The 26,913-nt window shown below is 75.7% G+C and carries 24 protein-coding genes and 1 riboswitch; of the genes, 8 read left to right on the top strand and 16 right to left on the bottom strand.

The genetic code is table 11. The features are described from left to right. Positions 1-92: 92 nt before the first annotated feature. From ACFHW0_RS02425 to ACFHW0_RS02410, 4 genes are all read right to left on the bottom strand, one after another. The gene (locus tag ACFHW0_RS02425) at positions 93-1,169 is read right to left on the bottom strand and encodes a MerR family transcriptional regulator (protein ID WP_416605249.1); all 1,077 of its coding nucleotides are present in this window, start codon (positions 1,167-1,169) and stop codon (positions 93-95) included. Between the two features lie 90 nt (positions 1,170-1,259). Beyond that, a complete protein-coding gene (locus tag ACFHW0_RS02420) occupies positions 1,260-2,441 on the bottom strand; it encodes a saccharopine dehydrogenase family protein (RefSeq protein ID WP_416605137.1) in 1,182 nt (393 codons plus the stop codon). Positions 2,442-2,485: 44 nt separating this feature from the next. Continuing rightward, positions 2,486-3,664, bottom strand: coding sequence for a zinc-dependent alcohol dehydrogenase (locus ACFHW0_RS02415; RefSeq protein WP_416605135.1), 1,179 nt, complete (start codon positions 3,662-3,664; stop codon positions 2,486-2,488). Further along, a complete protein-coding gene (locus ACFHW0_RS02410; RefSeq protein ID WP_416605133.1) occupies positions 3,661-4,107 on the bottom strand; it encodes a hypothetical protein in 447 nt (148 codons plus the stop codon). The genes ACFHW0_RS02415 and ACFHW0_RS02410 overlap by 4 nt, the downstream gene beginning before the upstream one ends. 193 nt (positions 4,108-4,300) lie before the next feature. Here ACFHW0_RS02410 and ACFHW0_RS02405 point away from each other — a divergent pair, with 193 nt between their 5' ends. Beyond that, positions 4,301-7,396, top strand: coding sequence for a LuxR C-terminal-related transcriptional regulator (locus tag ACFHW0_RS02405; RefSeq protein ID WP_416605131.1), 3,096 nt, complete (start codon positions 4,301-4,303; stop codon positions 7,394-7,396). 106 nt (positions 7,397-7,502) lie between these two features. Here the strand turns inward: ACFHW0_RS02405 and ACFHW0_RS02400 are convergent, their stop codons facing one another. Continuing rightward, positions 7,503-8,048, bottom strand: a complete 546-nt coding sequence (locus tag ACFHW0_RS02400) for a DsbA family protein (RefSeq protein ID WP_416605129.1) — start codon at positions 8,046-8,048, stop codon at positions 7,503-7,505. A gap of 86 nt (positions 8,049-8,134) precedes the next feature. After that, the gene (locus ACFHW0_RS02395) at positions 8,135-8,821 is read right to left on the bottom strand and encodes a BON domain-containing protein (protein WP_416605127.1); all 687 of its coding nucleotides are present in this window, start codon (positions 8,819-8,821) and stop codon (positions 8,135-8,137) included. Between the two features lie 281 nt (positions 8,822-9,102). Between ACFHW0_RS02395 and ACFHW0_RS02390 the strand changes: the two genes are divergently transcribed. Next, complete coding sequence (locus tag ACFHW0_RS02390; RefSeq protein WP_416605126.1) at positions 9,103-11,850, top strand: cellulose binding domain-containing protein; 2,748 nt, start codon at positions 9,103-9,105, stop codon at positions 11,848-11,850. A gap of 281 nt (positions 11,851-12,131) precedes the next feature. After that, positions 12,132-12,770 (top strand): maleylpyruvate isomerase N-terminal domain-containing protein, encoded by a 639-nt coding sequence (locus ACFHW0_RS02385; RefSeq protein WP_416605124.1) that lies wholly within the window; start codon positions 12,132-12,134, stop codon positions 12,768-12,770. Positions 12,771-12,885: 115 nt separating this feature from the next. Here the strand turns inward: ACFHW0_RS02385 and ACFHW0_RS02380 are convergent, their stop codons facing one another. Together ACFHW0_RS02380 and ACFHW0_RS02375 are read right to left on the bottom strand one after the other, a co-directional pair. Continuing rightward, complete coding sequence (locus ACFHW0_RS02380) at positions 12,886-13,293, bottom strand: hypothetical protein (protein WP_121400322.1); 408 nt, start codon at positions 13,291-13,293, stop codon at positions 12,886-12,888. Positions 13,294-13,433: 140 nt separating this feature from the next. After that, positions 13,434-13,583: a hypothetical protein gene (locus ACFHW0_RS02375; RefSeq protein WP_416605123.1), complete on the bottom strand. Its 150-nt coding sequence runs from the start codon at positions 13,581-13,583 to the stop codon at positions 13,434-13,436. A 328-nt stretch (positions 13,584-13,911) separates the two neighbouring features. Between ACFHW0_RS02375 and ACFHW0_RS02370 the strand changes: the two genes are divergently transcribed. Next, positions 13,912-14,274 (top strand): STAS domain-containing protein, encoded by a 363-nt coding sequence (locus ACFHW0_RS02370; RefSeq protein WP_088998998.1) that lies wholly within the window; start codon positions 13,912-13,914, stop codon positions 14,272-14,274. Positions 14,275-14,320: 46 nt separating this feature from the next. Here ACFHW0_RS02370 and surE read toward each other — a convergent pair whose 3' ends face one another. Then, positions 14,321-15,145 carry a 5'/3'-nucleotidase SurE gene (gene surE, locus ACFHW0_RS02365; protein WP_416605122.1) on the bottom strand — a complete coding sequence of 275 codons (825 nt, stop codon included), beginning with the start codon at positions 15,143-15,145 and terminating at the stop codon, positions 14,321-14,323. Then, positions 15,142-16,119, bottom strand: a complete 978-nt coding sequence (locus tag ACFHW0_RS02360) for a 1-phosphofructokinase family hexose kinase (protein ID WP_416605121.1) — start codon at positions 16,117-16,119, stop codon at positions 15,142-15,144. Before ACFHW0_RS02360 ends, surE begins: the two co-directional genes overlap by 4 nt. A 177-nt stretch (positions 16,120-16,296) precedes the next feature. Here ACFHW0_RS02360 and ACFHW0_RS02355 point away from each other — a divergent pair, with 177 nt between their 5' ends. After that, positions 16,297-16,764, top strand: a complete 468-nt coding sequence (locus ACFHW0_RS02355) for an SRPBCC family protein (protein ID WP_416605120.1) — start codon at positions 16,297-16,299, stop codon at positions 16,762-16,764. A gap of 87 nt (positions 16,765-16,851) precedes the next feature. On the opposite strand, the gene ACFHW0_RS02350 is transcribed toward ACFHW0_RS02355, so the two are convergent. From ACFHW0_RS02350 to ACFHW0_RS02335, 4 genes are all read right to left on the bottom strand, one after another. After that, on the bottom strand, positions 16,852-17,946 hold the full coding sequence (locus ACFHW0_RS02350; RefSeq protein WP_416605247.1) for a coiled-coil domain-containing protein: 1,095 nt from the start codon (positions 17,944-17,946) through the stop codon (positions 16,852-16,854). A 13-nt stretch (positions 17,947-17,959) separates the two neighbouring features. Beyond that, a riboswitch (cyclic di-AMP (ydaO/yuaA leader) is annotated at positions 17,960-18,091 on the bottom strand. A 153-nt stretch (positions 18,092-18,244) separates the two neighbouring features. Continuing rightward, a complete protein-coding gene (locus ACFHW0_RS02345) occupies positions 18,245-19,162 on the bottom strand; it encodes a cation diffusion facilitator family transporter (RefSeq protein ID WP_416605119.1) in 918 nt (305 codons plus the stop codon). 77 nt (positions 19,163-19,239) lie between these two features. Continuing rightward, entirely contained in the window at positions 19,240-21,357 is a 2,118-nt protein-coding gene (locus tag ACFHW0_RS02340; protein ID WP_416605118.1) for a HelD family protein, read from the bottom strand. 164 nt (positions 21,358-21,521) lie between these two features. After that, the gene (locus tag ACFHW0_RS02335) at positions 21,522-22,457 is read right to left on the bottom strand and encodes an alpha/beta fold hydrolase (protein ID WP_416605117.1); all 936 of its coding nucleotides are present in this window, start codon (positions 22,455-22,457) and stop codon (positions 21,522-21,524) included. 148 nt (positions 22,458-22,605) lie between these two features. Here ACFHW0_RS02335 and ACFHW0_RS02330 point away from each other — a divergent pair, with 148 nt between their 5' ends. Further along, positions 22,606-23,196 carry a carbonic anhydrase gene (locus ACFHW0_RS02330; RefSeq protein ID WP_416605115.1) on the top strand — a complete coding sequence of 197 codons (591 nt, stop codon included), beginning with the start codon at positions 22,606-22,608 and terminating at the stop codon, positions 23,194-23,196. Positions 23,197-23,282: 86 nt separating this feature from the next. On the opposite strand, the gene ACFHW0_RS02325 is transcribed toward ACFHW0_RS02330, so the two are convergent. After that, positions 23,283-23,612 (bottom strand): hypothetical protein, encoded by a 330-nt coding sequence (locus ACFHW0_RS02325; protein WP_074313395.1) that lies wholly within the window; start codon positions 23,610-23,612, stop codon positions 23,283-23,285. 307 nt (positions 23,613-23,919) lie between these two features. Here ACFHW0_RS02325 and ACFHW0_RS02320 point away from each other — a divergent pair, with 307 nt between their 5' ends. Then, a complete protein-coding gene (locus ACFHW0_RS02320) occupies positions 23,920-24,411 on the top strand; it encodes a DUF3145 domain-containing protein (RefSeq protein WP_121400330.1) in 492 nt (163 codons plus the stop codon). Between the two features lie 77 nt (positions 24,412-24,488). Continuing rightward, complete coding sequence (locus tag ACFHW0_RS02315) at positions 24,489-26,234, top strand: glycoside hydrolase family 3 protein (RefSeq protein ID WP_416605112.1); 1,746 nt, start codon at positions 24,489-24,491, stop codon at positions 26,232-26,234. Between the two features lie 6 nt (positions 26,235-26,240). Here ACFHW0_RS02315 and ACFHW0_RS02310 read toward each other — a convergent pair whose 3' ends face one another. Then, positions 26,241-26,759, bottom strand: coding sequence for a lipoprotein (locus ACFHW0_RS02310; RefSeq protein WP_416605111.1), 519 nt, complete (start codon positions 26,757-26,759; stop codon positions 26,241-26,243). Positions 26,760-26,913 lie beyond the last annotated feature (154 nt).

The raw sequence follows: 26,913 nt of genomic DNA, 5'->3' as shown, positions 1-26,913 counted from the left end.
GTACGCTCCGTCCGGACGTCGGGTGGACCCACCGATGCTACCGTCGCGGCCCGGTCGCGCCCCGGCCCGGTCTCGACGGCCCGGTGCGGCGGTCAGAGCCGGATGGGCATCAGGACGGAGAACGCGTCGACGTCGTCCGGCCGGCGCACGGCCAGCGGGGTGATCGGCCCGTCCAGCTCCAGCAGCAACTGGCCCCGGCCGGCCGCGTCGAGGGCCTCGAGCAGGTAGCCGCCGTTCACCCCGACGCGGAACGCGTCAACCTCTTCGGTCAGCTCGTCCGCCCCGAGCAGCCGCACCCCGCCCCGGCCGTCCGGGCCGAGCACGGTCACCGCGAGCGGGACGCCGTCGTGCCGCCGGATGACGACGGGGGCGTCGGCGCTGGTCAGGGCCGCCCGCAGGGCGTCGGCGTCGACCGTCAGCCGGTGCGCCGGCCCGTCGTCGGGCGTCGGGCGGAGCAGCCTGCGGTGGTCCGGGAAGTCGTACGGCAGGGCGTCGGCGTCGACCGTGCGGCCGGCGACGCAGACGGAGATCGTGCCGGCGTCGACCGTCAGCCGGGCCTCGGGGGTGGCGCCCGCGCCGGTGTCGAGCAGGGCCCGCACCTCGTCGACGAAGGCGACCGGGGCGAGCACCCGCACCGCCGGCCCGTCGACCCGGGCGTCCGCCCGCGCGACGGCCAGCCGGTGCCGGTCGGTCGCCACCAGCCGTACGCCGTCGGCGTCGGACTCGAACAGCACGCCGGCCAGCACCGGCAGGGCGGGATCGGCGCCGACGGCGAAGCGGACCGCGTCCACGGCGGCGGCCAGGTCGACGCGGGACAGGACGAGACGGGTGGTCGCGGCGGGCTCCCCGGGACCGATCAGCGTACGGATCCGGGTGAGCTCCCGGCGGGCGTCGGCGAGACCGTCCTCCAACCGGCGCAGGTGCGCGTCGAGCAGGCGGTGGACCTGTGCCGGCTCGGCGCGCAGCGCGGCGGCGATCTCGGCGACCGGCATGCCGACCCGGCGCAGCCCGGCCACCAGCCGGGCGGGCGCCACCTGCTCGCCCGTGTACCAGCGGTAGCCGGTCACCGGGTCGACCAGGGCCGGGGTCAGCACCCCGGCCGAGTCGTAGAACCGCAGGGCGCTCACGGTCAACCCGCTGGCCCGGGCCAGCTCGCCGATGCTGCGCAGGTCGCTCTCCACGGCGCTGATCCTGTCGTCTCAACCTGGTCGAGGGTCAACCCGCGCCGGGCCGGGCGGCACGACGGTCGGGGCACCCGGTCAGCGGGGCGTGTCCAGCACCCGGAAGGTCATCCCCGCCCGCACCAGCCGGTCCAGCAGCGCGTCGCCCATCGCCGTCACCGGCGTGACCTGGCCCGCCGTGGCCGGCAGGTCGTCGCCGGCCAGGCAGAGCGCCGACTCGGCGAGCATCTTCGCCGTCTCGTCGTAGCCGGGGTCGCCGCCGGCCACCTCGGTCAGCACCCGCCGCCCGCCGCCCGTGCCGGCGAACCGGACCCGGAACCAGGACTTCGCCCGCTGCTGCGGCGTCGGCCCCTGCCCGGAGGCGAGCCGGCCGAGCAGCCAGCGCCGGGTCGGCGGCAGCTTCACCAGGGCCACGAGCCCGCCCAGCCCGACCCCGCCGGCCAGCACCGTGGGCAGCCGCTTCACGGCCGCGAAGTGCCGGTAGCGGAAGTCCGGCCCGTACTCCGGGCGGGCGGCGGCCGAGCGGCGGACCACCTGCGGGTCGATGGTCGGCAGCGGCACGATCCACATGCCCAGCTCCTTCGAGCGGGCGACCCGGCCGGGCACCGCGCGTACCCGCCGCCCGGTCGGTCGCGGCTCGACCTGCCGCCGCTCGCGGGCCGCCCGGGACGCCTGCGCCGTGCGGGAGAAGGCGGTGAGCGCCGAGTGGTACGTGCCGGCGGAGAACCGCCCGCCGGCCCGGACGAACCCGTCGACGGTGATCGGCGCGTCGTCCGGGAGGTGCTTGAGCGTGAACCAGACGCCCAGGTCGTGGGGGACCGAGTCGAACCCGCAGGCGTGCACGAGCCGCGCCCCGGTGCGCTCCGCCTCGGCGTGGTGGCGCACGTACATGAGGTCGACGAACTCGGGCTCGCCGGTGATGTCGAGGTAGTCGGTGCCGGCGCGGGCGCAGGCGGCGACCAGCGGCTCCCCGTGGTGCACGTACGGGCCGACAGTGGTGGCCACCACCCGGGCGCTCCCGGCGACCGCCCGCAGCGACTCCGCGTCGGTGACGTCGGCGGTGAGCAGCGGCAGCCCGGCCAGCGCCGGGTCGATCGCGGCCAGCCGGTCCCGTACGGCGGCCAGCTTGCCGGGGTTGCGCCCCGCGAGCGCCCAGCGCAGCCCGGGCGGGGCGTTGCGGGCCAGGTACTCGGCGGTCAGCCCTCCGGTGAAGCCGGTGGCCCCGAAGAGGACGACGTCGTACGTCCGCTGCTCACGCATCCGCCGAGTCTGCCACCCTGCCCGGCGGGCCGCAGCGTTCCGCCTCAGCCGGCGGCGGCCGGAGGATCGGGGCTGAGTACGGCGCGGACGCAGCCGTCGGCCCGGTCCCGGAACAGCGCGTACCCCTCCGCGCCCCGCTCCAGCGGCAGCCGGTGGGTCGCCAGGTGCTCGGTACGCAGCTCGTCGCGGGCCATCCGCTCCAGCAGCATCGGGATGTAGCGCTGCCCGTGCTGCCGCGCGCCCCGCACCGTCAGTCCCTTGTTGGTGACCGCCCCGAGCGGGAAGGTGTCGACGAAGCCGGTGAACTCGCCGAGCAGGAAGACCGAACCGCCCTTGCGGCAGGCGTGCACGGCCTCCCGGACGGCGGCCGGTCGCTCGGCGCCGCCGGTGAACCGCTCGGCCAGCGACCGGGGGCCGTGCCCGTTCCAGGCCGCCCCGACCGCCTCGACGCACACGTCCGGGCCCCGCCCGCCGGTGCGCTCGCGCAGCTCGGCGGTGACGTCGGCGAGCCGGTGGTCGATCGTCTCCGCGCCGGCGTGCCGTTCGGCCATCCGCAGCCGCTCGTCCTCGGCGTCGACGACGATGACCCGCTCCGCGCCGAGCAGCCACGCCGCCCGGGCCGCGAGCTGCCCGACCGCGCCCGCGCCCCAGACCGCCACCACGTCGCCGGGGCGCACCTGGCCGAGGTCCGCGCCCATCCAGCCGGCCGGCGCGGCGTCGGAGGCGAACAGCGCGCGGTCGTCGCTGACCGGCTCCGGCACGGTGAACGCGCCCACGTCCGCGTACGGCACCCGGACGTACTCGGCGTGGCTGCCGGCGAAGCCGCCCATCGCCCGGGGCTGGCCGAACGCGCCGCCGGTGGGGTGACCCCAGGCCGCCTCGGTGACGGCCGGGTCGGCGCTGCCGTTGTCGCAGCAGGAGGGCAGGTCGCGCCGGCAGTACCAGCAGCTGCCGCAGGCCACCGACGAGCAGACCACCACCCGGTCGCCGACCCGGTGCCGGCGTACCTCGGGGCCGACCTCGACCACCTCGCCGAGGAACTCGTGCCCGAGCACGTCGCCGACGGAGAGGAACGGCACCCGCCCGGCCAGCAGCGGCAGGTCCCCGCCGCAGGTGGCGCTCTGCCGGACCCGGGCGACGACGTCGTGGCCGTTGCGCAGCTCCGGGTCGGGCACCTGCCGTACCGCCAGCTCGCCCGCGCCCACCCAGCACAGCGCCCTCATCGCGGCGGTCCCGCCGGACGGTCGGCCGGCCGGCGGTCCGCGCGGAGCACCTCGCCGGTCTCGGCGAGCTGCTTGGCCTCCCGCAGCGCCCGGCGGACCAGCAGGCCGGGATCGTCGCCGACCAGGTGGGCGGCGAGCCCCGCCGGGGCCGCCGCGCCGGGCACCGGCCGGGCCGCCAGCTCCGTGCCCCGGCAGCCGGGGGCCGGACGCAGCTCCACCTGCACCGCGCCGCCGAGCCGGCGCAGCGGCTCCGGCCAGCGGCCGCCGGGCAGCACCTCGCCGGGCGCGCGGTCGACGGTCACCACCTGCCAGCGCCCGGGCTGCGGATCGGCGCCGGCCGCGCGGGGCCAGGCCGGCCCGCGCCGCCGTACGCCCAGCGCCCGGCCCGCCGCCGCGACGGCGAGCGCCGCCCCGGTCGCGCCCGCCAGCCCTCTCCGCTTCACCTCGGCCCCGCCTCCCGTTCCCCTCCCACGCCGGACGCGCACCGGCGCGCGCGGCCGGTCGCCCGCGTACGACCAGGGTCGCCCGGGGCGGGGTGAAGCCGGGTCCCCCCGAAGGGGTGAACGGGCCCGCGCCGGGTAACCGCCGCCCGCGGGACCCGGGGGAGTGGACGCATCGGTGGAGGGCAGGGGCCGGATGCCGGAGGACGTACGGGACACGGGAGTCGTCGCGGTCGCGCCCGGGCGGGCCGGCACGCCGCTGCTGGCGTCGCGGCTGTGCCCCGCCCCGCCGCCGGAGCCGCTGGTGCTGCGGCCCCGGCTGCTGCGGGCGCTGGACGAGGGGACCGCCGGGCCGGTCACCCTGGTCCGCGCCCCGGCGGGGTGGGGCAAGACGACGCTGCTCGCCTCCTGGTTCCGGGCCGCCGGGGAGGCCGGCGCGCACCGGGGCAGGGTGGGGGAGGGGCCGGTGACCGCCGCCGCCGGGGGGCCCCGGGACGACGGGCCGGCCGGCGCCGCGCCCGGCGACTTCGGCGCGGCGGCGGGCGTACCGGCGGAACCCGACCGGCCCCGGGCGGCCTGGGTCTCCGTGGAGGCCGGCGACGACGGGGACCGGCTCTGGTCCTACCTCGCGGCGGCGCTGCGCGCGGCCACGGACCCCGGCGACGACGTCGCGTCCCCGCCCGTGCCCGACCGGCCGCCCCGCCCCGACCAGTTGGAGGTGCTGGCCGCGGCCCTCGCCGCCCGGGAACGGCCGGTGCTGCTGGTCCTGGACGACCTGCACCGGATCACCGACCCGGAGGCGCTGGCCGGACTGGAGTTCCTGCTCCGCCACGCCGAGCAGCGGCTGCGGCTGGTGGTCGGCGCCCGCGCCGGGATGCCGCTGGCCGTGCACCGGCTGCGGCTGGCCGGCGAGCTGACCGAGGTCGGTCCCGACGAACTGGCCTTCAGCGGCGACGAGGTCGCCGACCTGCTGACCGCGCACGGGGTGGCGCTGCCGGCGGCCGGGGTGCGCCGGCTGCGGGAACGCACCGGCGGCTGGCCGGCGGCGCTCCGCTTCGCCGCGCTGGCGCTGCGCGGGCAGCCGGACCCGGCCCGCTGGGCCGAGCAGTTCGGCGGCGACCAGCCGGACGTGGCCGGTTACCTGCGCGAGGAGGTGCTCGCCGGGCTCGACCCGGACGCGCGGGACGTGCTGCGCCGCTCCGCCGTCGCCGACGCGGTCTGCGCCGGCCTCGCCGACGCGCTGACCGGTCGGACCGACGCCGAGCAGACGCTGGCCGGCCTGGCCGGTGACGGCGGGCTGCTGCGCCGCGACGACAGCCGCCCGCCCTGGTACCGGTGCCCCCCGCTCCTGGCCGACCTGCTGCACGCCGAGCTGGGCCGGCTGCCCGCCGACGAACTGCGCGACCTGCACCTGCGCGCGGCAGGCTGGTACGCCGACAACGGGCGGCCCGCCGAGGGGCTGCGGCACGCGCTGGCCGGCGGCGACCACGACCGGGCCGCCGCGCTCTTCGTGGCCCGCTGGCCGGAACTGGTCCCGTACGACCGGGAGACGCCGGCCGGCCGTCCGCCCGCGCCCCCGCCGCCGGAGGCGGTGCGCCGCGACCCGGAACTCGGGCTGGCCTGCGCCGCCGAGCGGGCCGGGGCCGGCGACGCCACCGCCGCCGCCGGGCACCTGCGCGGCGCCGTCGAGGCCGCCCGGACGTTGCCGGCGCCGCGCCGGGACCGGTTCCGGCGCCTGGTCACCGCGCTGGAACTCACCCTGGCCCGGCTGGCCGACGACCCCGAGGCGGTACGCGCCGCCGCGACCCGGCTGCTCGCCACCCGCCCCGCGCCGCCCCCGGCGTCGCCCGATCCGTCCGTGTCCCCGGCGTCGTCGCCCGGCCCGTCCGTGTCCCCGGCGCCGGAGTCGCCGTCCGTTCCGGGCGGAGCGTCGCCGTCGCCGTCGACCGGACCGTCCGGGCCTCCGGTGCCGGCCGGAACATCCCCGTCGTCGGGGTCGGCCGCAGGGCCACCGTCGGCGGCGACCGGTGGGCCGGCGGGGCAACCGGCGCCGCCGGGGAGCGCAGCCGACGGGCTGCTCGCCGCGCCGGTTCCCGCCGAGCCGCGCGGCGCCGCCGCCGAGGACGCCGACGTGCGCGCGGTGGCCGGCACCGCGCGGGGCCTGGCCGACCTGGCGGACGGGGACCTGCCCGCCGCCGGCCGCGCCTTCGCCCGGTCGCTGTCGGCGGCCCGGGAGGCCGGGCGACCGCGTACGGAGCTGGTCTGCGCCAGCCGGGCGGCCCTGCTGCACGCCGTCCGGGGCGAGCTGCGGGCCGCCGAGACCCTCGCCCGGGACGCCCTCGCCATGCCGCCCTGCCACGGCTGGTCCTGTCGTGAGGACTGCGCCCACGCGTACCTGGCGCTGGCCCTGGTCGCGCTGCACCGGGACCAGCCCGAGGAGTCGGAGGCGAACCTGGCGCTGGCCTCGCCGGCCACCGGCGAGCCCGTGGTGGGGGCGCTGGCGGCGCTGTGCCGGGCGTACCTGCTGCGGGACGCCGGTGACCTGCCCGAGGGGCACCGGGTGCTGGCCGAGGCGCGGGAGCGGCTGACCGGCCGCCCCCGGGCCGGCGAGCTGACGCACTGGCTGCTGGCCGCCGAGTCGGACGTACGCGGGGCACGGGGCGACCTGGCCGCCGCCCGGGAACTGCTCGCGCGGGTACCCGACGCGACCGCCCCACCGCTGGCCGTCGCCCTCGCCCGGGTCGAGTTGCGCGCCGGCGACCCGCGCGCCGCCGGGTACGCGCTGCCGGACTGGGAGTCGCCGGAGGCGGCCGGCTGGCCGCTGCCCGTACGCCTGGACGCCGCCGTGCTCGACGCGGTGCTGGCCGGGCGCGCGGGCGACGACCGGCGGGCCGGCCGACTGCTGGAGCGGGCCCTCGACCTGGCCGGGCCGGAGGGGTTCCGGCGGGCGTTCACGCGCGCCGAGCCCGGCGTCCGTGACCTGCTCGCCGCGCACCTTGACGCCGGTACGGCGCACTGGCCGACGGTCAGCGACCTGGTGCGGGGCGCCGACGCGCCGGCCGAGCGACCCCCGGCGGAGCGGGGCACGGGCGCGCTGGACGAGCCGCTGACCGAGCGGGAGCTGACGATCCTGCGCTACCTGCAGAGCATCCTGTCCAACGTGGAGATCGCGGCCGAGCTGTCCCTGTCGGTCAACACGGTGAAGACCCACGTGCGCAACATCTACCGCAAGCTCGACGCCACCCGCCGCCGCGAGGCCGTCCGCCGAGCCCGCTCCCTCCACCTGATCTAACCCACCCACCCACCCACCCACCGGGACCGGAGGCGGCCCGGAGGCCGGTCGCCGGAGGTGGGGGCGGAGGTGGGCGGGGGTGGGTGGGGGTGGGTGGGGGTGGGTGTCAGGGGGTGGCGGCGTCGACGGCCGTGAGGAGGTCCGCCACGTCGTAGTCCCCGTCGTGGCGGGTGCCGTTGACGAACAGGGTCGGGGTGGCGTGCACGCCGCTGCGGATGCCGCCCACGAAGTCCCGCCGCACCCGGTCGCCGTGCGCCTGCCGCTCCACCTCCACGGCGACCTCGTCGGCGGGCAGGCCGAGCTGCTCCATGCCGAGCGACAGGTGCACGGGATCGAGCTGGTCCTGGTGCTCGTAGAGCCAGTCGTGCATCGCCCAGAACTGCCCGCGCCGGCCGGCCGCCTCGGTCGCCTCGGCGGCCTGCTCCGAGTACGGGTGCATGTTGGTGATCGGGAAGTGCCGGTACACCAGCCGCACCGTGTCGGCCCGTTGCCGCAACAGCTCCCGCAGGTTCGCGTACGCGGCTCCGCAGAAGCGGCATTGGAAGTCTGCGTACTCGACGACGGTCACCGGCGCGTCCACCGGCCCGCGGATGTGGTCGTGCCCGGTCACCGGGGTCCGCAGGCGGGCGGTGACCTGGAGTGGAGTCGTCATCGGGTGGTCCCCTCAGTCATGCCTCCCAGCCTTCGCCGCGACGGGGTGAGGGTGGCTCACCCCGCCCGGGTGGTCCGGCACCCGGCTCAGCCCAGCACCGGGGCGACCGCGATGTGGTTCTGCACCTCGCGGATGCCCGGTGCGCACCAGACGGTCCGTTCCACCTCGGCCCGCTCCGGCATCGAGTGGACCAGCCCGCCGAGCACCACGGTGTCGCCGTGCACCCGGACGGTGATCCGTTCCGCCTCGGTGGCCCCGTTGCGGGCCAGCGCGTCGACGATCCGCACCGCCAGGGCGTGCCCGTCCGGCCGGGCGTCCGGGCGCACGGTGATGCCGTTGCTGACTCCGCGTACGCCGGTCAGCCGGGCCACGGCGCGTTCGGCGGCGCGGCGCTGGTACTCCCAGTCGACCTCGCCGTGCAGCGTGACCCAGCCGCGCGAGACGGTCACGTCGAGCTGCTCCAGCGGGACGAACGCGTCCCACTCGAGCGCGTGCCCGGCGGCGGCGGCGATGTCCGGGTCGGCGCGTTCCGCGCCGGTGCCGAGGCGTACCGCCAGGTCGTTGGCGACCGCCCGGACGCGCGCCACCCGGTGCGCCGCCCGCTCGGCGGCCCACTTCTTGGCGTAGCTGTCCACCGGGCCGGTCAGCGTGACCACGCCCTCGGCGACCGTCACGCCGATCTCGTGCGGCCGTACCCGGGGCTCCCAGGTCAGCTCGTCGAGGACGGCCGACTGGATGTCCTGGTCGGTGCGGCTGATCGTCTCGATGGCCATCTGTCACTCCTCACGGGATAGCTGTCCGGTGCGCACGGGCCCGCCGGGACCGATCCTGGCGCCGGCCGGGATGAGGGCCCCTCACCCGACCCGGGTGGTTCCTGGGAGCGCTTCCAAGGGGTCGGGGGAATCGGCTAGGGTAAGCCCGTTCCTCGGGTGCGGGAGCCGTCGCGCCGATGACCGGAGCCAGGGCAGCTCCGGTGCGATTCCGCACGTCCCCGTTGCCGGGCGTGGCCGTCACCACGTCCGCTCCCGGCGTCCGAACCCGGAAGGAACCGCAGATGCGGAGAAGTTACGTCGGCGCGGTCGTGTCCGCGCTCGTCGTCGCCGCGGCCGTCGTGGCGGCACCGTTCACCGCGGCCGGCGCGCCCAGCGCCGCCGCCGCAGCCGCCGCCGAGCCGTACACCTGGAAGAACGTCCGGATCGACGGCGGCGGCTTCGTCCCCGGCATCGTCTTCAACCCCACCGAGAAGAACCTGATCTACGCCCGCACGGACATCGGCGGCATGTACCGGTGGGAGCAGGCCCGGCAGTCCTGGACGCCGCTGCTGGACTGGGTCGGCGCCGACAGGTGGGGCTGGAACGGCGTGGTCAGCGTCGCCACGGACCCGGTGCAGACCAACCGCGTCTACGCGGCCGTCGGGATGTACACCAACGACTGGGACCCGAACAACGGCGCCATCCTCCGCTCGGCCGACAAGGGCGCCACCTGGCAGGTCACCGAGCTGCCGTTCAAGAACGGCGGGAACATGCCCGGCCGGGGCATGGGCGAGCGGCTCGCCGTCGACCCCAACAAGAACAGCATCCTGTACTACGGCGCCGAGGGCGGCAACGGCCTGTGGCGCAGCACCGACTTCGGGGCGACCTGGGCCAAGGTGGCCAACTTCCCCAACGTCGGCAACTACCGGGCCGACCCGAGCGACCCGAACGGGTACAACGGCCAGAACCAGGGCCTGACCTGGGTCAGCTTCGACAAGAGCACCGGTACGGCCGGCAACGCCACGCAGACCGTCTACGTCGGCGTGGCCGACAAGGAGAACCCGGTCTACCGCAGCACGAACGGCGGCGCGAGCTGGGAGCGGATCGCCGGGCAGCCCACCGGCTACCTCGCGCACAAGGGCGTCGTCGACCCGGTGGGCGGCTTCCTCTACATCGCCACCAGCGACACCGGCGGCCCGTACGACGGCGGCAAGGGTGACGTCTGGAAGTTCGACCGCGCCACCGGCGCGTGGACGCGGATCAGCCCGATCCCGTCCACCAGCACCGACGCGTACTTCGGCTACAGCGGCCTCACCATCGACCGGCAGAAGCCGAACACCCTGATGGTGGCCACGCAGATCTCGTGGTGGCCGGACGCCATCTTCTGGCGCAGCACCGACGGGGGCGCCACCTGGACCCGGATCTGGGAGTTCACCAGCTACCCGAACAGGTCCAAGCGCTACACCATGGACGTCAGCTCGGTGCCGTGGCTGACCTTCGGCAGCAACCCCGCCCCGCCGGAGGAGACCCCGAAGCTCGGCTGGATGAACGAGTCGGTCGAGATCGACCCGCACGACAGCAACCGCTTCATGTACGGCACCGGCGCGACCATCTACGGCAGCACCGACCTCACCAAGTGGGACGCCGGCGGTCAGTTCACCATCAAGCCCATGGTCAAGGGCCTGGAGGAGACCGCGGTGCTCGACCTGGTGAGCCCGCCCTCCGGGGCGCCGCTGGTCAGCGCGCTCGGCGACATCGGCGGCTTCCGGCACGCCGACCTGGACGCCGTGCCGCCGATGATGTTCACCCAGCCGAACTTCACCAGCACCACCAGCCTGGACTACGCCGAGACGAAGCCGGCCGTGATGGTGCGGGCCGGTAACTTCGCCGACGCGGACCGCCCCAACGACAGCCACGTCGCGTTCTCCACCGACGGCGGGGCGAACTGGTTCCAGGGCACCGAGCCGTCCGGCGTCAACAGCGGCGGCACGGTCGCCGCGTCGGCCGACGGCAGCCGGTTCGTCTGGGCGCCGGGCGACGCCGGCCAGCGGGTGGTGCACTCGGTCGGGTTCGGCACCTCGTGGGCCGCGTCGACGGGCGTCCCGGCCAACGCGACCATCGAGTCCGACCGCGTCAACCCGAACAAGTTCTACGCCTTCAGCGGCGGCAGGCTCTACGTCAGCACCGACGGCGGGGCGAGCTTCACCGCCTCGGCCGCCGCCGGCCTGCCCACCACCGGCAACGTCAAGTTCAAGGCGCTGCCCGGCAGGGAGGGCGAGTTGTGGCTGGCCGGCGAGGGCGGGCTGTGGCGCTCGACCGACTCCGGGGCCACCTTCGCCAAGCTGGCGGCGGTGAGCACCGCCGGCAACGTCGGCTTCGGCAAGGCCGCGCCCGGCCGGACGTACCCGGCGCTGTACCTGTTCGGCACCGTCGACGGTCAACCCGGCGTGCACCGCTCGGACGACACCGGCGCGACCTGGGTACGGATCAACGACGACCAGCACCAGTACGGCAACGCGGGCGAGGCCCTGACCGGCGACCCCCGGGTCTACGGCCGCGTCTACCTCGGCACCAACGGCCGCGGGATCCTGGTGGCGGACCGGCTCGGCGGCACGCCCGACCCGACGCCGACCACCTCCACCCCACCGCCGACGACCCCACCGCCGACGACCCCGCCGCCGACGACCCCGCCCCCGACGACCCCACCGCCGACCACGCCGCCCCCGACGACGCCGCCGCCCACCGACGGCTGTACGGCGACGTACCGGGTGACCGGCTCCTGGCAGGGCGGCTTCCAGGGCGAGCTGGTGGTCCGTAACGCCGGCAGCGCGGCGATCGCCGGCTGGACGGTGGGCTGGACCTTCCCGGACGGTCAGAAGATTACCCAGCTCTGGGGTGGCACCCACACCCAGAGCGGGGCGACCGTCTCCGTCCGTGACGCCGGCTGGAACGGCGCCCTCGGCGCGGGCGCCACCGCCACCGCCGGCTTCCTGGGCAGTACGACCGGGGCGAACACCGCGCCGGCCACCGTCACCTGCACCGCCCGCTGACCGTCCCGCTCCGCCGACCGCGCACCCCGTGCCCACCAGGGACGTGACGTGCGCGGTCGTGCGGAGCGGCCGGTGGCCCGGGCCGGTGGACCAGTCGGCGCACGAGAGTGAGATGCATGGGGGTTTTTACCAGCGCGGACGAGTTTCGGCTGTCCCGTTTCGCCCGGCACCGCCTCCGGTCCGTGGACGGGAGGGAGCGGCCTACCCGGCACGCACAGAGAGGGCAGTTGTCCCGGCGGGCCATAGGCTCGGGGGATCGCCCGTCGAAGGAGGGACCCTCAGTGAGTCCGATCAGGACGGCCTATCTCACCGCCGCGCGCTCGGCGGTGGAGCTGCTCGCCGACCCTGCCGTCGCGGCCCGCTGGGACGAACCGAGCGCCCTGCCCGCGTTCGGCGTGCGGGGTCTGGCCGGCCACCTCGGCAGCCAGGTGCTCGGCGTCCCCGCCGTGCTGGCCGCACCCGTCCCCGCCGGCGACCCCGTGGGGCTGCTCGACCACTACGCGCGCGGCGCCTGGCTCGGCGCCCCGGTCGACGCCACGGTGAACGTCGCCATCCGCCGCGCCGGTGACGGCCTCGCCGCCGACGGCCCGGCCGCTCTGGTCGACCGGTGCGCCGCCACGCTGCGTGAGCTGGCGGACGTGCTGGCGGTGGAGCCACCCGGGCGGGTGGTGCACGTGGTCCGTGGCCCGTGGTCGCTCACCCTGGACGACTACCTGGAGACCCGGCTGATGGAGCTCGTCGTGCACGCGGACGACCTCGCGGTCAGCGTCGGCGTGCCCACCCCGGAGCTGCCGGCCGAGGTGGTCGACCCGGTGCTGACGCTGCTGGCCCGTCTCGCCGTACGCCGGCACGGGCAGCCGGCGGTGTTGCGCGCCCTGAGCCGGGCGGAGCGGGCTCCGGCGAGCGTCGCCGGCCTCTGAGCGGGCGCGGGACGACGGGCCGCCCGTCGCGGGACGTCGTCCGGAACAGGCGCGGGCCCCGGAGGACCTCGACGGTCTTCCGGGGCCCGTTCGTCGCGAGCGCGTGCCGAGCCGGTCAGCCGTCGAGGCCGACGGGGGAGTTGGGCCGGTCGACGTCAACGAACTCGATGTCGTCCATCGCCCGGTCGCCCCGGCTGCCGGCGGCCCGCGCGGCGGTGCCGGCGGCCCAGCCGATCGCCGCGCCGACCAGCGTGGCGCCGATCAGCAGCGTCCAGGGCAGCGCGGGCCGGCGGCCGGCCAGCGCGTCGAAGGCCTGGGTGGCCCGGCGGCGGGCCTCGTCCGCCGCGGAGCCCACCAGGTCGCCGGCCTCGTCGGCGAGACCGGAGCCGCCCCGGCGGGCCGAACGGGCGGTGTCCCGGACGCTGTCGCTGGCGGAGCTGACCGCCGAGACCAGGTGCTGCCACGCCTGGTCCGTGATCCGCTCGGGCTTGCTGCGGCGGTCCAGCAGGTTGCTTCCGAACATGGTGGGTACCTCCTCGGGTGCCGAAGCCGGCGGCCACTTCGGACTTCGGCGTCGCACCGGCGTGTGACGGTTCGCTCTTTTCCGCCTGTGCCCGGTGGGGCCGCTCCGCAAACCCCCGTGCGGCGGTGCGCGGGCCGGCGTCAGCGGACGGCGACCGCCACGGTCACGCCCCGCGCGAAGTCGTCGTCGCCGTCGTCGTCGTCATCGCCTCCGCCGCCGCCGAACCCGCAGGCCAGTACGAGGGCCAACAGCGCGCTGACGCCGGCCAGCGTGGCAAGTCTCCTGAGCATCGATCGTCCTCCCGGTCGTAGTCGTGTCTCCGAGCCGATGCTAGGCAGAACGGGCAAGGCCCGGGGCCGAAGCGGAAGAGGCCACGCCCGGGGGCCGGCTGTTGGGCGTTGCCGGTGGGAGACGGCTACCCTGGGGCGCGACGCGTCAGCGGTAGCTGATCGTCGGGTGGACAAAACGTCAATAGTCCGGATATGGGCGACTTGCTGTGCCCTGATCCGCGAATTGCTCATCCCGAGGGGTGGCGACCGAGGCCGTCAGAGGAATACTCTCGGTCGCGGCCCGCGTACTGATGAGGCGCCCGTCGGACGGGCGAGTGGAGGTGCTCGCGTGAGCCTGTCGATCGTGAAGTCGGTCCTGCCCGGTGGTGTCATCGAGATCGCCCCGCGGGGTGAGATCGACGTCGACACCGCATACGAGGTGCGCGAGGCGATCGCCGAGGTCCTGACCAAGGGGCGCCCCGGTCGGATCGAGCTGAACATGCGGCTCGTCACCTTCATCGACTCGGTCGGCATCAGCGCGATGGTCGCCGGCTTCCAGACCGCCGAGGTGAGTGGCGTCAAGCTCGTCGTCACCGAGCCGAGCCGCTTCGTGCACCGGCAGCTCTGGGTGACCGGCCTGCTCGGCCTCTTCGGCGCCCCCGAGCCCTACTACGCCGGCGCGCCCACCCCCGAGGTCCTCCCCGGCGCCTGACCCGCCGACGGCCCCGCCCGGCCCGCCCCGGCATGAGGCGGGCCGCTCAGACGTCGCCGAGGCCCGACAGGTCGACGTCCGCCACCTCGGTGACCGCGCGGATCGCCGTCACCGAGGCGTACCCGTCGGCCAGCAGGGCCAGGTCGGTGCCGGGCTGCACGGCCTGCCCCGGCTCCTCCAACGACGTGCGGACGAAGCCGTGCCCGGCCTCCGCCACCGTCATCTGCACCTGGCCGAAGGTGGCGAGGGTGCCCCGGCGCACCCCGCGCAGCCGGCCGTGCGGCAGGTCCGGCGCGTTCACGTTGAGCACGCTCTCCACCGGCCCGGCGGTGAGCCGGGGCAGCAGGTCGAGGGCGACCCGGGCGGCCGTCGCCCAGTGCCGCTCGGCGTCACGTACCCGGGCCGCGGCGGCCACCGCGGCGCCCCCGCTGGCGGCCGTGGCCTCCCCGGCCGAGAGCACGTCGAGCGAGACGGCCATCGCCCGGCAGCCGTTCGCGGCGGCGGTGAAGGCCGCACCCACCGTGCCCGAGTGCAGCACCGCGCGTCCCGCGTTCGCGCCCCGGTTGATGCCGGACAGCACCACCGTGGGCGGGGGCCCGAAGGCGCCGTGCACGGCGATCAGCGCGATGAAGCCGGGGGAGCCGCCGACCGCGAACGCCGGCACCCCCGGCGCCTCCGGCAGCGGGTGCTCGTGGACCACCACGTGCCCGTCGCGCTCCACGGCGGTCATCGCGGCGCTGGTGCCGCTCGCCTCCTCCAGCGGCGCGGCGACGACCACGTCCAGGCCCCGGTCCGCCGCCGCCCGCGCGAGCGCCTGGATGCCGGGCGCGGCGATCCCGTCGTCGTTGGTGACCAGTACCCGCAGCGTCATCGCCCGGCCGCCCGGTCGGCCAGTTCGTCGGGGCTGGTCCGCTCCTGCGGCCGGCTGCCGGCCGGTACGAGGCGCACCCGGTCGACCAGGCCGGTGATCGAGTCGAGCCGGCCGGTGCCCAGGCCGTGCCGGGTCACGTTCAGCGCGCCGGCCGCCGCGCCGGTACGGATCGCGGTGCGCACGTCACCGCCGCGCGCCACCACGGCCGCCACCCCGGCGGTCATCGAGTCGCCCGCCCCGCGCGGGTCGGCCGCCTCCAGCCGGGGCATCTCGACCTCGAAGACCTCGCCGTCGACCAGGGCGAGGGCGGGCTTGTCGGCCCGGCTCACCACCACGTTCTCGGCGCCGCCGGCGTGCAGGTCGTACAGGGCCCGGGTGAGCTGCTCCTCGTCCTCGCCGTCGGCGCGGCCGTCGGCGATCAGCTCCTCGTGGCTGACCTTGAGGAAGAAGACGCCGCTGTCCAGCACGGCGTCGAGGTGCTCGCCGCAGAGGTCGACCACGACCCGGCTGCCGTTGGCCCCGAGGTCGGCGGCGAACCGCCGGTAGAGGTCGGCCGGGACCAGCGACGGCTCGTTCGGCCCGCTCAGCACGCTGACCGTGGCGCGTAGGCCCTCGCCGAGCGCCAGGTTGTAGAGCTCGTCCAGCTCGTGCCGGCTGAGCGGCTGGCCGGGCACGTCCACGATCTCCTGCCGGGAGCCCTCGCGCCGGTCGTGCACGTACCCGCCGCTGCCGGAGTCGCGGACCACCACCTTGAGGTTCACCCCCTCGCTGACCAGCAGCGGCTCCAGCACCTGGCCTATCTCGCCGCCGAGGGCGGTGCAGAGCACCACGTCGACCCCGAGCGACATCACCATCCGGGCCTGCCAGACGCCCTGCCCGCCGGGGTGCAGGTGCAGCTCCGGCGCCTCGCTGGGCTGGTCGACGGTCACCGTCAGCCGGGGCGTGGGCGCGAAGACCATCACGTGCCCGCTCATCCGTCGTACCCGTTCATGCGCCCACCCTCCGCCGATCGACACGCGCCATGACCATCCATCAGCTGACCGTAGTGCGACCGGCGGCCGGACGTCCGGACTCCGGGCGGGATCGGCGCGGCGTTGCCAGCGCGCCCGGCATGCGCGACGATCGGGCGACCACCGACGCTGGGAGACGGCGTGCTCAGGCGAAGTTCCTTCAGCTACACCGTCCAGGCGCGCTGCTCCCTCGTGGAGGCGGCGGCGCTGCTCGCCGACCCCGCCCGGCAGGTGGACCTGCACCCGTTGATCGTCCGGGTCCGTCGGGTGCCGCCCCGTCCCGGCGCGCGCGCCAGCTACGACATCACCGACCGGCTGGCCGCCGGGCCGGTGCGTCTGCCGATCACCTACCGCGCCGACGTCCTCGTCGACGATCCGGACGAGATCGTCACCGTGGCCCGTCAGTGGCCCGCCACCACGGTGCGCAACCACACCCGGCTGCGGGCGGAGCCCGACGGCGTGGTCCGCATCGAGGTCGAGATCACCCTCGCCGCGCCCGCGCCGCTTTTCGGGTACGCGTTCGGCCAGGCCCGCGCCGCCCATCTCGGGCTGGCCGCGCGCCTCGCCGCGGCCCTCGACACGGACCGGACCGGGCCGCCGGGCGGCTGACCGCGAGGCAGCCAGGCCCGGCCGGAGGCGACGGGCGCCGTGGTGCCCCGGCGATCCCGCGACGGGCGGGGCACCGGGGCACGGGCGTCAGTAGACCGACAGGTGCACGTGGTTGGTGTGGTCGCTGGACGGGTCGCCGTTGGCTCCGCTGTACGACTTCCACCCGCTGCTCGGCAGCCAGATCTGCCGGTACCAGATCACGTAGAGCACGGCGAGCCGGTCGGCGTTGCGCACGAAGTACGCCGACAGGTTGTTGCCGTACGTCCGGTCGCCCCCGGAGGCGTCGCCGCCGAAGCCGCCCTTCTGGGCCGCGAAGTCGCAGGCCCGACCCTTCGGGTGCTCGCCCGAGCCGCCGGGGCGGTAGCAGGAGACGTAACGGGTGAAGCCCGCCGCCTTGGCCTGGTTGAGCGCGTGCAGGGTGCGCGGGGTGATGCAGCCGTTGGCGGGGGTGGGGTCGTTGACGCTGCACGACTCGCGCGGCCAGGAGCCGTCGGAGTTGCGCGGCGCCGCCTTCGCCGTCTTGCTCGAGCTGCCGCCCGGCGAGGAGCCGCCGCCCGCGGACTGCTGCCGCTGTTGCTGCTGTTGCTGCTGCTCGCGGTTGGCGACCGTCAGTGCCCGTTCGGCCTGCTCCTTGCGCTTGGCCATCACGCTGACCTGCTTGCGCTGCTCCCGGATCTCGCCGTCCAGGGCCAGCTTGGTGCGGGTGGCCTCGTCCCGGGTCTCCTGGAGCTCGCGCAGGGCCCGGTCCTCCTTGGCGGCCACCGCGTCGAGGGCGGCGGCACGGTCCATGAAGCCGTCCGGGGAGCTGCTGTTGAGCAGGGCGGACGCCACGCTGAGGCGGCCGGTGCGGTAGGCGGCCCCCGCGATCTCGCCGACCTTGGCGGTGCGCGCGGTCAGCTCGACCTCGGTGGTCTTGAGCTGCGCGGCGAGCTGCTGCTGCCGCTTGGCCGACGTGTCCAGGGCGCGCTTGGCGTCGAGGTAGCCCTTGCTGGCGGCCTCCAACTGGGCCCGCAGGGCGGGGGTGCCGCCCTCCTCGTCCTGGCCGGGGGCCGCGGCGAGCAGGCCGGCGCGGGTGGCGGCCGCCGCCGGGGCGGCGGTGACCGGGGCCACGGCGGCGCCGAGGGCGAGCATCGTGGCGATCAGGGCCGCCGTCCGGGCGGCACGTCGTCGTACGGGTGCCATCACTGGCATACACGTGTCCTTCCGTCAGCCGCCGACCGGGTTAGCTGACGGGTTCGGGACGGAAGATCCCTACCGCTGACGCGGATGCACCCCACGAACTTGGTTCCCCGGTTCGCCCCGTCGGGCGATTAGGCGGCGGCCACCGCCGGCACCGGTGGGTGCCGCCTGGCGGAGGCCGAAGCCGAGCCTACCGGTGCCGGTGTGACTGGTGCACCGCAGGTGACGGACGGTGTACATCCACTAACAGTCAAATCCGACATAAGCCCACAATACTCTCCCAGATTTAAGGTTGTCCTCATTACCACTCGACCGCCCCGCAGGTCCCGGGCGACGCTCCCGGCTCGATCTGCAACGTGGCGTGCTCGATCTGAAAGTCGTCGTGCAGCGCGGCCCGGGCGGCGCCCAGCACCGCGCCGACCTCGGCGCCGGGGGCCATGGTCAGGTGCGCCGAGGCCACCTCCATCCCGGAGGTCAGCGTCCAGACGTGCAGGTCGTGCACCTCGGCGACGCCGGGCACGGCGGCCAGTCGGTCGTGCACGGCCGTGACCTGGAGGTGCTCCGGCGCGGCCTGCACCAGGATGCGCAGCGCGGCCCGCCCGAGCCGCCAGGTGCGCGGCAAAATGAACACGCCGATTCCGACCGCCACCAGCGGGTCCGCCCACCACCAGCCGGTGGTGACGATCAGCAGCGCGGCCCCGATCACACCGAGTGACCCCAGCAGGTCGCCGAGGACCTCCAGGTACGCGCCGTGGACGTTGATGCTCTCCTTCGCCCCGGAGCGCAGCAGCGCGAAGGCGCCGACGTTGGCGAGCAGGCCGAGCACGGCGACCACCAGCATCGGGCCGGCCAGCACCTCGGGCGGGTCGCCGAAGCGGCGCACCGCCTCGATCACGACGTAGACCGCGACCCCCGAGAGCAGCGCGGCGTTGGCCAGCGCGGCCAGCACCTCCAGCCGGTAGAGGCCGAAGGTGCGCTGCGGGTCGGCGCCCGCCCGCCGGGTGGCGGCGATCGCCGCGAGCGCCATGCCGATGCCGAGCACGTCGGTGAACATGTGCCCGGCGTCGCTCAGCAGGGCCAGTGAGCCCGTGCGGAAGGCCGCCACCGCCTCCACCACCATCAGGCCGGCGAGCAGCCCGAACGCCGCCCAGAGCCGGCCCCGGTGGCGGTGCGCGGCGTTCGCCACCGACCCGTGATGGTGGTCATGACCTGCGCCCACGCGCCCATCCTCCCTCTGGGGATCCGGATTCGCGTTCAATTTATGCTCACATCGCTATGTGTGCAAGTAACGGATCCTCAGCCGATCGGGTCGACGGTGGTCAGCCGCTGGGTGGCCCGGGACAGCGCCACGTAGAGCGTCCGTACCCCCGACCCCGGGTCGGCCCGGATCTCGCTCGGGGCGACGAGGACGACCCCGTCGTACTCCATGCCCTTGGCCTCCAGGCTGGTCACCACCTGTAGGCGCGGCGCGCCGAGCCCGCCCAGCCAGCCGGCCACCTCGTCGCGGCGGGGCACCGGCGTGATCACGCCGACCGTGCCCTCGACCTCGGCGAGCAGCGCGCCGGCCGCCGCCACCACCGCGGCCTCCAGCTCCGCCGGCGGCACCACCAGCTCGACCGGTTCGACGCCCGTGGAGCGCACCGCCCTGGGCAGCGGGAGGTCCGGGTGCAGCCGACGGATCTCGGCCGCCGCCACCGCGAAGATCTCCGCCGAGTTGCGGTAGTTCGTGGTGAGGGTGAAGTGGTGCCGCTTGCGCCGGCCCAACGCCTGGTCCCGGGCCCGGGTCAGCTCCTCCGGATCCCCCGTCCACGCCGTCTGCGCCGGGTCGCCCACCACCGTCCACGAGGCCAGCCGGCCCCGCCGGCCGATCATGCGCCACTGCATCGGCGAGACGTCCTGCGACTCGTCGACCACCACGTGCGCGAACTCCCGGTAGTCGTCGGGACGCTCCCGGGCCGCGTCGCGGGCGGCGCGCTGCCGGTCGGCGAAGGTGCTCAGCTCGCGGACCCCGCCGGCCAGCTGGAACGGGTCCCGCTTCGCCCGGGCCGGCCGCATCGGCTTGCCGAGCAACGCGTCCAACTCGTCGAGCAGCGCGATGTCGGCGATCGTCAGCCCCGCGGCGTCGAGGCGCCGGTACGCGTCGGCCAGCAGCCGGATCTCGGCGCGGGAGAGGATCCCCCCGGCGTAGCGGTGCAGCCGGTCCGGGCGGGCCAGCCAGCCGAGCACGTGCCGGGGGTGCAGCCGGGGCCACCACGCCTTGAGGAACTCCCGGAACTCCGGCCGCTCGGCGATCTCGTCCTCGAACGCGCGCTGCTCGGGCAGCCGGCCGACGCCCAACCTGCGGGCCTGCGCCCAGAGCGCGGCGAAGACCCCGTCGAAGCCGGCCCGGCGCACCTCGTTGCGCCGGGCGCCCCGGGGCATCGCCCGGTCGCGGATGCCGTCCAGCTCGCGGCGCTCCAGCCGGAGCAGCGCGCCCCGGTAGAGCAGGCGCAGCTCGGTCGGGCCGTCCGGCACCCCGTCCCGGGCCGCCCGCTCCAGCACCCGCCGCATCCGCAGCGAACCCTTCACCGCCGCCACCGCCGGCGGATCGGTGCGGGTGGCGGTCATGCCCGCGAAGAGCGTGCCCAGCGAGTGCAGGGTGGCGGTGTCCTCGCCGAGCGAGGGCAGCACCGAGGCGATGTACTCGACGAAGACCGACGAGGGGCCCACCACCAGGATGCCGCCCCCGGCGAACCGGCTGCGGTCGGAATAGAGCAGGTACGCGGCCCGGTGCAGGGCGACGGCCGTCTTCCCGGTGCCCGGACCGCCGGACACGATCGTCACGCCCGAGCCGGGGGAGCGGATCGCCTCGTCCTGCTCCCGCTGGATGGTGGCGACGATGTCCCGCATCCCCCGGCCGGTGGCCTTCGACAGCGTGGCCAGCAGCGCGCCGTCGCCGACCACCGCCATGTCGGCGGGCGCGGCGACGGGATCGAGCAGGTCGTCCTCGATCCGGGTGACCCGCTCGGCGGAGGACTGGATCGTGCGTCGCCGTACCACGCCCAGCGGCTGCGCGGGGGTGGCCTGGTAGAAGGCGGCGGCGGCCGGGGCCCGCCAGTCGACCACCAGGGTGGAGGCGTCGTCGTCGCGGATGCCGAGCCGCCCGACGTGCAGCACCTGCCGGTCGAGCAGGTCCAGCCGGCCGAAGACCAGGCCCTCGTGCTCGGCGTCCAGCATGTGCCGCCGCCGCGCGGCGTGGAACACCATCGCGTCCCGTTCGACCAGCGCCCCGAAGTTGCCCACCCGGGCGAGCCGGTAGCCCTCCTTCTCGGCGCTGACCGCCGACCGGCGCAGCTCGGCCAGTCGGGCGTACACCCGGTCGAGATGCCGCTGCTCGACGGCGATCTCCTGTTCCAGGGTGGTCTGGTCGCTCACCGCTCGCTCCTCCTGACGTCGGCGGCGGGCGGCGCGAACCGCGCGAACCGCGCCAGGCCAACCGCAAGAGGGTACGGCCCGCGCGCAACCAGCGGCGCGACCGGTGCGGGAAAGGAACCCGCGTCACGCCCGCGGGGGCCGCGTCGCGTTCCCCGAGACCCGGTTCAGTCCGCCCGGGCGGCGGCGGTGGCGCCGGCCCCGGGGGCGGCGAGCACGCGACGGAGCACGCCGCCGAGCGCCTCGTTGACCTCGTCGGGGCGTTCCATCATCAGCATGTGCCCGGCACCCGGGCAGACGGTCAGCTCGGTCGCCGGCAGCGCGCCGGCGATCGACTCGGCGCAGGGCGGCGGGGTGAGCCGGTCCCGGTCGCCGACCAGGGCGGCGGCCGGCAGGTGGGCCAGCTCGGCGAGGGTGTCCAGCCGGTGCTGCGCCCCGATGGAGGCGCGGAACCCGCCGATCGAGCGGAGGGTGGCGCGGGCCACCGCCGAGGTGACCAGCCGGATGTCGTGCGGGTCGCAGCGGTCGCCGAAGAGCATCCAGCGGATGCTGGGACGCAGCGCGCGCAGCAGCGCCCGGGGCGGTCGCCAGGCCCCGCAGCGGGCCAGCACGCCGGCCCCGGTCGTCTCGGCGAGCCGGATCAGCCGGGCGATCCGGGGCGAGAGGCCGTAGGCGGTGTGCGTGTGGCCCTCGGCGGTGGTGGAGACGAAGACCAGCCCGGCCGTCCGGGCGGCGAAGTGCGCGGGGTGGCGGTGCGCGTACTCCATGATCGTCATGCCGCCCATCGAGTGGCCGACCAGCACGACACGACCGGCGGGGGCCACCTCGTCCAGCACCGCGGCCAGGTCGTCGCCGAGCTGGGCCACGGTGGCGGTGGGCAGCGCCATGCAGCTCGACCGGCCGTGGCCGCGCGCGTCGTAGGTCACCACCCGGACCGCGTCGCCGAAGCGTCGCCGCAGGTCGGCGAGCTGCCGGTGCCAGGCGCGCCCGTCCAGCGTCCAGCCGTGCAGCAGCATGACCGTGACCTCGGCGTCGGCCGGTCCGGTCGCCTCGACGTGCAGGCGTACGTCGTCGGGAAGACGCACCTCGACGTGCTCCGGCATCGTCACCTCCCCAGGGCCGCAAGGAACCGCAACACCGGGGATACCCGGTGGTAACACCGGCTACCCGTCATGAGACCACGACAACCGTGCCGGTGAGAAGATTCGCAACCCGCTCCGGGTCTCCGGCGGGCCCGCCAAGCTGGGGGACATGGGGTCGCCCCGGGCCGCGCTGGCCGAGCTGCTCGCCGGCAACCGCCGCTTCGTCAGCGGCCAGCCGGTGCACGGCCACGACGTCACCGCCGCCGCCGCGGCGGCCTCCGGCGACCAGCAGCCGTACGCGGTGCTGCTCGGTTGCATCGACTCGCGGGTGCCGCTGGAGGCGATCTTCGACCAGACCTTCGGCTCGATCTGCGTGATCCGCACCGGGGGGCACGTGCTCGACCGGGCGGTGCTGGGCTCCATCGAGTACGTGGTCGGTGAGCTGGGCGTGCCGCTGGTGATGGTGCTCGGGCACGAGCGGTGCGGCGCGGTGGCCTCCGCCGTGGACGCGTTGCGCGCCGGGCGGTCGCCGGGCGGCGCGCTGGCCCACCTCGTCGACCAGATCGCCCCGGCGGTGCGTGAGGTGGGCGTCGACGACCCCCGGGTGCATCCGAGGGCGGTCCGGCGGCACGTGCTCCGTACGGTCGTCGCCCTGCGCGCCGACGACCGGCTCGCCGTCCCGGTCGCCGTCGGCCGACTGACTGTGGTCGGCGCCCTCTACGACCTGGCGACCGGCGAGGTGGCCCTGCTGGAGACGTAGGAAGCCCCCCGCCCGGGGTCCGCGGACGCGGAACCGCCCGCCGGGATGATCCCGACGGGCGGTCGCGGTGTCGCGTGGGGGAGGGCTCAGCCCTCGAAGACGCCGGCCTCGACGAGGCGCTTCTCGGTGGCGTCCCAGCCGTCACCCGGGTGGGTGGTGTTGAGGTTGTTGATCTCGGCGCGGATCTTCGCGGCGTGGCCGGCGGCGGCCAGCACCCGGATCTCCTCGACGAAGGCCTCGGAGTCGGTGCGCAGGTGCGCGGTCTTGCCGTTGGTCAGGTTCCGCACGTAGGCGTGCTTGCCGCCGTTGAGCGGGATGAGGTACTTGAACTCGCCCAGCACGCTGAGGGCGCCACCCTGGCCAGCCTGGCCGGCCCGGACTGACGCGCGCGCGGTCTTAGAGGTGTTGCTCGCCACGGAGGTACTCCTTGCAAGACGTACGGGAGGACGGAACGTCCGGGGGCTGTGCGGACGACACCCTGATGGGTGGGCCCGCGGAAGATGTGCGCGGCACAGGCCGCCGATGGAACTGTACACGACCACGATCCCTGGCTGGTCATCGCGTCGTGAGGGGTCAACGGGGGCACCCGTCCGACTATTCCGACCCGCGAATTTTCCGATTCCCTGGCGCACCATCCGTCACACCAGTCATCATGTGTTCCAGCAACCACTCGGGTGGTCGAGGTCGTAGGGGAAGACGCACCTCGCTCTCCGGGAGGTCACCGTGCCAACGCGTGGCGTCGTATACGTCCACTCGACCCCGCTCGCCGTGTGCTCACACGTCGAGTGGGCGATCGCGCGCGTCCTCGCCGCGCCGGTCAACCTGCAGTGGACGGCTCAGCCCGTCGACCCCGGCGCACGCCGGGCCGAGTGCGGGTGGACCGGTCGTCCGGGGACGGGCGCCGAGCTGGCTGCTGCCCTCCGGCAGTGGCCCATGATCCGTTTCGAGGTCACCGAGGAACCGAGCCCCGGCGCCGACGGCGAGCGCTTCATGTACGTGCCCGGGCGGGGCCTGTTCCGGGCGAGCGTCGGGGCGGCCGGCGACATCCAGCTCGGCGAGGACCGCCTGCGCAGCATCATGGCGGGCGCGCGGGCGCCCGAGGCCCTCGCGCACGCCCTCGACAAGGCGCTCGGCACGGCGTGGGACGCCGAGCTGGAGCCCTACCGCTACGCCGGCGACGGCGCGCCGGTGACCCTGCTCACCCGCGTCGGCTGACGCAGGGGCCCGGACCGGGGCCGACTCCTCCTGCCGGGTGAAGGTCAAGTTGCCCCGATAAGGGGTGAACTGGTGGGATGGGCCGCGTGTCGACTACCCCGCGACGTGCCGGCGTCGCGCTCGCCGCCCTGACCGCACTGCTCGTCTCCGGGTGCTCCGGGCCGGCGGACCGCCGTCCCGACCCGGCGCCGACGAGCGCCGCCGCCCCGACGGCCGCCCCGACACCGACACCCGCCGCGAGCGTCCCCGGCGCCGACCCCGCCGCCCGCGCCGCGGCCCTCGTGGCCTCGCTGGCCGACGAGGACCTCGTCGGCCAGGTGCTGATGCCGTACGCCTATGGCGACGCGGCCACCCGGGTCTCGTCCGGCTCCGCGGCCGGCAACCAGGCGCTGGCCGGGGTGGACACCCCCGCCCAGATGGTCGAGAAGTACCGGCTCGGCGGGCTGATCCTGGTCGGCTTCAGCGCCGACGACCCCACCAAGGGCAACCAGGAGACGACAAACGTCGACAACCCGAAGCAGGTCCGCGCGCTGACCGACGGCCTGCGCGCGACCGCCGGCCGGCTGCCCGCCGGGCCGGCGCCCTTCCTGATCGGCACCGACCAGGAGCACGGCGTGGTCACCCGGATCACCGACGGCGTGACCCTGCTGCCCAGCGCCCTCGCCGCCGGCGCCGCCGGGCGACCGGAGCTGACCGAGGCCGCCTGGCGGGCGGCCGGCACCGAACTCGCCGCGATGGGGATCAACCTCGACTTCGCCCCCGTCGCCGACGTGCTCGCCACCCGCAGCACCGTGATCGGCTCCCGGTCGTACGGGGCGGACCCGAAGGTCACTGCGGGGCAGGTCGCGGGCGCGGTCCGGGGCCTGCAGGCCGCGGGCGTGGCGGCCACCGTCAAGCACTTCCCGGGGCACGGGCACAGCGCCGCCGACTCCCACGAAGGACTTCCGGTGCTCGACCAGCCCCGCCGGACGCTGGAGACCGGGGCGTGGCCGCCCTTCTCCGCCGCCATCGACGCGGGCACGATGGCCGTGATGTCCGCCCACCTCGACGCGCGGTCGGTGGACCCGGGCACCGCGGCGACCTTCTCGCGCAAGCTGCTCACCGACGTGCTCCGTGGCCAGCTCGGCTTCAGGGGCGTGGTGATCACCGACGGGATGAACATGCCGCCGGCGAAGCGCTGGTCGCCGGGCGAGGCCGCGGTGCGCGCGCTGAAGGCGGGCAACGACCTGATCCTGATGCCGCCGAACGTCCGCCAGGCGTACGACGGGCTGCTCGCCGCGCTCCGCGACGGCTCGCTGCCCCGGGCCCGCCTCGTCGAGGCCGCGACCCGCGTGCTGACGATGAAGTTCAAGCTGGCCGACCGGCCCACGCCCGAGCTGTCCACGCTGGCCGGCCCGGCGCACCGCAAGGCGGCGGAAGACCTGGCCGCGGCGGCGGTGACGGTGCTGCGGGGCGCCTGCGGCGGCGGCGTACGGGGCCCGGTGACCGTGACCGCCTCCGGCGGGCGGGACCACACGCGGGCGGCACTGACCGAGGCGCTCAAGGCGGCCGGGGTCAAGGTGGTGGCCGGCGGCGGCACGGTGGTGCACCTCGTCGGGTACGGCGACGGCGCCGGCGACCTGCGCGCCGACGCCGCCGTCACGGTCGCCATGGACACCCCGTACGTGCTGGCGAAGGCCAAGTCGCCCACCCTGCTGGCGACCTACTCCTCCAGCCGGGCGTCGATGACCGCCCTCGCCGGGGTGCTGGCCGGCAAGACCCGCCCGGGCGGCCGGTCCCCGGTGCCGGTGACCGGTCTGCCCGCCACGACCTGCGGCGCCTGAGCCGCGTCAGTCGCGGTTGATCCGGGCCGACTGCTTCACCAGCTGGTACGCCGACAGCAGCTCCGTCGGCTCCGGCGTGTCGAGGCTCAGCACGATCGGACCGTAGAGGGAGGAGATCGCGATGGCCCGGTCGTGGACCGGGCCGCCGTCCTTCTTGGGGTAGCTCGCCTCGACGGCGTCGACGGTGCCGGCCTTCACCCGCCGGTACTCCGCGTCCGCGGCCTCCGGCGCGTACGCGTCGAGGAAGTGCCTCAGGTGCTCCTGGGCGCCGCCGACGACCCCGTCGACCCGCCACACCCGCAGGAACCCGATGGCGCCGGTCGGCCGGGCGTCGATCTCGCACAGCATGAGGGCCTTGTCGAGGCGGGGCTCGCCGAACTTCGCCGAGCCCTCGACCGCCTCGACCTTCCACTCGGCGGGCACCGAGAACGTGACCGGCAGCTCGCAGGGCGTGCCCTTGCCGCCCACCGTGATGCCGGCGGGAGCCGCCGGCACCTCGTCGTGCCAGGGCGGGCCGGGGGTCACCGGCGAGGCGGTGGGGCTCGGCGCGGCCGACGGCGGGCCAACGCCCGACGACGGCTCCTTCCCCCCCGGCACAGCCGGCGGTCAGCGCGGCGGTCAGCGCCGCGAGCACGGCGACGAGCGTACGACGTTCCATGGTGTCCATTTCCCGTTGACG

The organism is Micromonospora sp. LOL_025 (assembly GCF_048060285.1).
In the GTDB taxonomy this organism is placed as follows: Bacteria; Actinomycetota; Actinomycetes; order Mycobacteriales; family Micromonosporaceae; genus Micromonospora.
Note: the sequence above shows the minus strand (reverse complement) of the source record. Positions and strands in the feature narration are given on the sequence as shown.

Coding starts and splice junctions, on each gene's coding strand:
- ACFHW0_RS02420 (WP_416605137.1), bottom strand. CDS start 2,441: ATGCGTGAGCAGCGGACGTACGACGTCGTCCTCTTCGGGGCCACCGGC.
- ACFHW0_RS02415 (WP_416605135.1), bottom strand. CDS start 3,664: ATGAGGGCGCTGTGCTGGGTGGGCGCGGGCGAGCTGGCGGTACGGCAG.
- ACFHW0_RS02405 (WP_416605131.1), top strand. CDS start 4,301: ATGCCGGAGGACGTACGGGACACGGGAGTCGTCGCGGTCGCGCCCGGG.
- ACFHW0_RS02400 (WP_416605129.1), bottom strand. CDS start 8,048: ATGACGACTCCACTCCAGGTCACCGCCCGCCTGCGGACCCCGGTGACC.
- ACFHW0_RS02395 (WP_416605127.1), bottom strand. CDS start 8,821: ATGGCCATCGAGACGATCAGCCGCACCGACCAGGACATCCAGTCGGCC.
- ACFHW0_RS02390 (WP_416605126.1), top strand. CDS start 9,103: ATGCGGAGAAGTTACGTCGGCGCGGTCGTGTCCGCGCTCGTCGTCGCC.
- ACFHW0_RS02380 (WP_121400322.1), bottom strand. CDS start 13,293: ATGTTCGGAAGCAACCTGCTGGACCGCCGCAGCAAGCCCGAGCGGATC.
- ACFHW0_RS02375 (WP_416605123.1), bottom strand. CDS start 13,583: ATGCTCAGGAGACTTGCCACGCTGGCCGGCGTCAGCGCGCTGTTGGCC.
- surE (WP_416605122.1), bottom strand. CDS start 15,145: ATGACGCTGCGGGTACTGGTCACCAACGACGACGGGATCGCCGCGCCC.
- ACFHW0_RS02360 (WP_416605121.1), bottom strand. CDS start 16,119: ATGAGCGGGCACGTGATGGTCTTCGCGCCCACGCCCCGGCTGACGGTG.
- ACFHW0_RS02350 (WP_416605247.1), bottom strand. CDS start 17,946: ATGGCACCCGTACGACGACGTGCCGCCCGGACGGCGGCCCTGATCGCC.
- ACFHW0_RS02335 (WP_416605117.1), bottom strand. CDS start 22,457: ATGCCGGAGCACGTCGAGGTGCGTCTTCCCGACGACGTACGCCTGCAC.
- ACFHW0_RS02330 (WP_416605115.1), top strand. CDS start 22,606: ATGGGGTCGCCCCGGGCCGCGCTGGCCGAGCTGCTCGCCGGCAACCGC.
- ACFHW0_RS02315 (WP_416605112.1), top strand. CDS start 24,489: ATGGGCCGCGTGTCGACTACCCCGCGACGTGCCGGCGTCGCGCTCGCC.